Consider the following 4035-nt stretch of genomic DNA (forward strand, 5'->3'; position numbering starts at 1 on the left):
TGCCAACATGAAGTTAGACCTCATGGCGGAGCGTTTGCGTATTACATCAACAGCTGAAGTCTTAAAAAACCTTGCTGTTGAGCGACACCTTCCAGAGACTTTGTATCAGATCTATTTTGAGACTCGGGCATTTCCGAAAAAGAGTCTAGAGGCTCAACAAACCGATCTAGAGTGGCATGCGCAGGCTGGCATTACAGATCTCAAAGTGGACCCCTTGCCTTTGGATGATGGCACTGTCATTCATTTCACCTTACATAACTACCCTTATACGCTCACTGCCATTAATCATCGATTCGCTAGAACTTACTACGTGGAGTTGACACTACGTGATGTGGATGATGTCAGATTGTTTGTAGTGCGCGTGAAGGCAAATGAAGCAACGGGGCGCGATATTTTGGAGACTGCCATCATTGAGATGAAGTCGGGTGATTGGATTGATGACATCGCCAGTTGCCGTTTGTTAATGGATAAGCGTAAAACTGAGGTGCAGTTAATGGCAGAGCATCGTGAAGTGGAGATGCTGAAACAACGTTTTGTTTTAAATCATTCAGGCAATAAATTGAGCGCAAGCAAGACTGAATCTGGTCGTAAGAAAGGCTAGAGACTATCTTGTTTTCACCTCAAATCCCTCGCTCACAGCGCAATCTTTATTTTTGGTTTTTAGCCTTCTCAGGCTTTTTGGTCGTCGTCTCTTTATTGGCACTACTGGGTGCTGCCAGTGAATTGTCAAACGCTTCGATTGAGTTAAAAAACCTGAAAGTGGTGGGTCCGAATCTTGAGGACTTTGTTAATACGCAAAATATTGACTTTAGATTAAATGCTAAAAATACCCAACGTAGATTAAAGCCTGCGGACATCCCAAAGCTTGTGGATGATGCGATCATACCCGTGGGTATGGACGAGGCTGTTACGAGGGCCTTCCAATTCTTTGCTGAGTTTGAAAATAAGCGTTTCAAGCCAATTTTGACGGTCACTCTTCCAGTGATTGAATCTGTCGAGCCTGGCTCTCCCGCTGATTTGGCTGGTATTAAAGCTGGGGACCTTGTGTTGAATGTGAATTCAGTCAAAATCGAGTCGGTTATGGGTTTTTATCTTGCCTTAAATGAGAAGCCATCCGCAGAGGTAGCGCTCAAACTTTTAAGGCATAAAAAAGATAATGTTTCGGTGGTGTTGCGTCTGATTGGCAAAGGCCCAATCAACGACAGTAATTGCGGGCTTAAATTTTTAACTCCGCCAGATGCTGTGTATTTAACTGAACAGGAAACCAAGCGCCAGGCCGATCAATATCGTCGCGATATGCTTCCTAGTATTCCAGTAGATTGGCGCCCTGAAGCTGCAAACAATCTCATGCAAACTGCTAAGCGCCTCAATCTCATTGCTAAAAGTGTGATTGACCCCTCTGGTGCCAATCCTGCAAAAATTCAGTCTAAGGATGTATTGGTTTGGCAGCACAAAAAGTTTCTAGAAAATGTGGATACGTATTTTTCTCTCAGAAGAAAAATTGAGAGTAGAAGTAGCTCCCACCTCATGGGTATGGGCGACGCAGTAGTTGGCTTTGTTTCTAGCCTGTTTATTTTTGCGATCGCATTGGGATTATTCTGGTATCAGCGTCGAGTAACTGGTAAAAAATCATGACCAATCTTGAAAATCCAGAATACTGGCTTGGGATGCGCATCAATGGCGAGCGATATGTGCTCCCAGCGAGCTCAGTACAGTCTGTTTTTTTATACCCTGAGGCAGAGCAATCCTTAAAGGATTTAAGAATCAGTGGTGTAGTGGTTCATGAGGGTGCACCGGTTTATCTGCGTAACCATTTTCAGGTGCTGCGGTTTAATCGTCGATCAGAAAATATTGCCGATTGGCAGCAAGTGCTAAAGCCAGGGGCTGCGCCTTGGATCGTCGTATTAAAGGATGGCCTTAATAAGGGTATTGGTTTTAGGGTGAATAATATTTCCGGCCCCTTTCATGCATCAGTTTTAAGTGATTCATTATTTGTGCATCACAATGGGATCGATCATCTTTTGGTGGAGGCTTCCTAGAGCCGGGTGACTGGTCTCATTCATTAGCTAGAAAAAATATATGAGCAAAAAATATAAAAACCATATCTTTCAGCGAGCGACGATGCCTTGGCGTTGGTTAGCAATTGTCTCGTTTGTGATTGCGCTAGTCACTAGCGTTAGTGCATTTATTACGGCGCGTGATTGGGTATCTGATGGGAAGTATTTACAGTCGATTGATATTGAGCAGATTGAGGTACTCCGTCTTATCCCAGCATTAAAAGTGTTGCAATCTCAAACGAGCAGTACTGTTGGTCTAGAGCCCAGCTTTTTTAATAATCTTAAAAAATCAGACGGCCTCTTTAAATCCATTACAGATGACGTCAAGCTGCCTGTAGATGCTCCAGCAACTGACTCTGGGTCAGCGAAAAGTCCTGCTATGAATTCGGCAAGTCCAGCTCAGAGTGCGGACACTGCTAAGTTGGCTACTCTCTCTGATAATCCTGCGCTGGCCTTTTTCCAAAAGTTAGATGCCAAAATTATGAAGGTGGTCTTCGGTAAGCCAGATAAATACGCTCATCTTGCTGAAGAAAAGCTAGATGCATCCGAAGTTCAAGCAGCTGATACGAAGTCATCTAAAGTTGCTAGTGTTCAGGATGTGCTGCTGGGAGCAAAGAGAGCAGAACAAGCAATGGGCACGGTTTTAGCGCAAGAAAAAAGTCTGGCTGGATTGGGGATTCTTGCAAAATCAGCAGAAGCCTTGTTGTCGCCAAAAGGCGTTTTAGATCTAGATAAGATTTCCAGTGATTCTCCAGCAAAAAAATATGCCGAAAGTCTAAATGCTTTTCTTAAGGCGAATGATGCTTGGCAGAAAAATATCACTGATGCGGCTAGCACCTCCGAGCTTCAAAAAGCCTTAGGTACGGTAATCGATCAAAAAGTATTGCTTGAAATTGAGTTGGGTAAAAAAGTCTCTGGAAAATCACCTCCTAAGTTGAATGAGGTGATGACCAAGGTTCATCAAACTCCTTGGCATACAAAGTTGCCTCAAGAAAGTGCTTTAGCGATCAAGCTTTATTCAACGGGCATGACAACGATTCGTGATTTTGCTTCTAGTCATGAGGCATTGAGAGTGGTGGCTCAACAAAACTCTCAAGATTTAGGATTCTTTGACTTTAAAACTGCCGGTGGATTTTTGGGGCTGACTATTGTTTCCGTTGTTGGCATATTGGGTTTTGCTATTGGTGGCTTCATGTTCTCCCGAAACACCAACTTAAATGCCCTTGATTTGCAGCGCACATCAAAAGTGGCTTCTGCTGCTGATGAACTCTTAAGCTCAATTGACTTGGGCTTTGCTAATGCACCAAGTATGAAAGCGATGGATCCGCCTAAGAGTGAGCCTCAGCCTGTTGCTCCTCAGCGCGCGCCGCAACCCGCTACAGATGCGACTTCGCCTGAATTGAAAACAGTAGTGAATGTGATTTCTGAGCTGAGTGGCGATTTGAAGCAGAAGATCAGTGATATTGAGCGTCGCTTCAAGTTACTCAGTCAGTTAAGTAATAAGCTACGACATTCTGTTAACACCTTGCAAGACAAGGCTGCGCAAATACGCCCTGCCGACTCTGGTGGGAATGAGCAAGCCTATTCAGGCTCTACTGAGAGAGCAAGTAGAGTTGGACCTTTAGATCAGTTGCAAGATGCATTCTTTGCCTTGAAACAGCAGGGCGTCAGGTTGTATTTGGCTATCTTAGATAACCACTCTAGTAAACAACTGGCCGTAGAGACTGAGCAACTCAATCTATTGGTTGATCGTGTTGAGGCAACTGTCTCAAAAATGAGGGGTTCTCTTGCTATAGCTTTAGAACAGGCGGCCGCTACTGAGCAATTTGCTCCAGAAATTTCTCTTGAGGCAATTGAGCTTTTGGGCATGGACGCCAAGCAAGTGATACGTGATCTCGATAGTTGGGAAGAAGAGTTTGATGGCCTAGGTCAAGAGTTCTCAGATCTCAAGCGTCAAGCAAAAACTTAATACGGTTAA

4 protein-coding genes are annotated in these 4035 nt (G+C 44.1%); all 4 read left to right on the forward strand.

Features of this window, described 5'->3' with window-relative positions:
• The coding region (locus B7Y67_RS12245) for a hypothetical protein (protein ID WP_293598889.1) at nt 1-601 on the forward strand (601 nt) is incomplete at its 5' end.
• 8 nt (nt 602-609) lie between these two features.
• Nucleotides 610-1635, forward strand: a complete 1026-nt coding sequence (locus B7Y67_RS12250) for a PDZ domain-containing protein (RefSeq protein WP_293598890.1) — start codon at nt 610-612, stop codon at nt 1633-1635.
• Nucleotides 1632-2039, forward strand: a complete 408-nt coding sequence (locus tag B7Y67_RS12255; RefSeq protein ID WP_293598891.1) for a hypothetical protein — start codon at nt 1632-1634, stop codon at nt 2037-2039. The genes B7Y67_RS12250 and B7Y67_RS12255 overlap by 4 nt, the downstream gene beginning before the upstream one ends.
• A 40-nt stretch (nt 2040-2079) precedes the next feature.
• Nucleotides 2080-4026 (forward strand): hypothetical protein, encoded by a 1947-nt coding sequence (locus B7Y67_RS12260; RefSeq protein WP_293598892.1) that lies wholly within the window; start codon nt 2080-2082, stop codon nt 4024-4026.
• Nucleotides 4027-4035 lie beyond the last annotated feature (9 nt).

The sequence above is a fragment of the Polynucleobacter sp. 35-46-11 genome, from assembly GCF_002281105.1.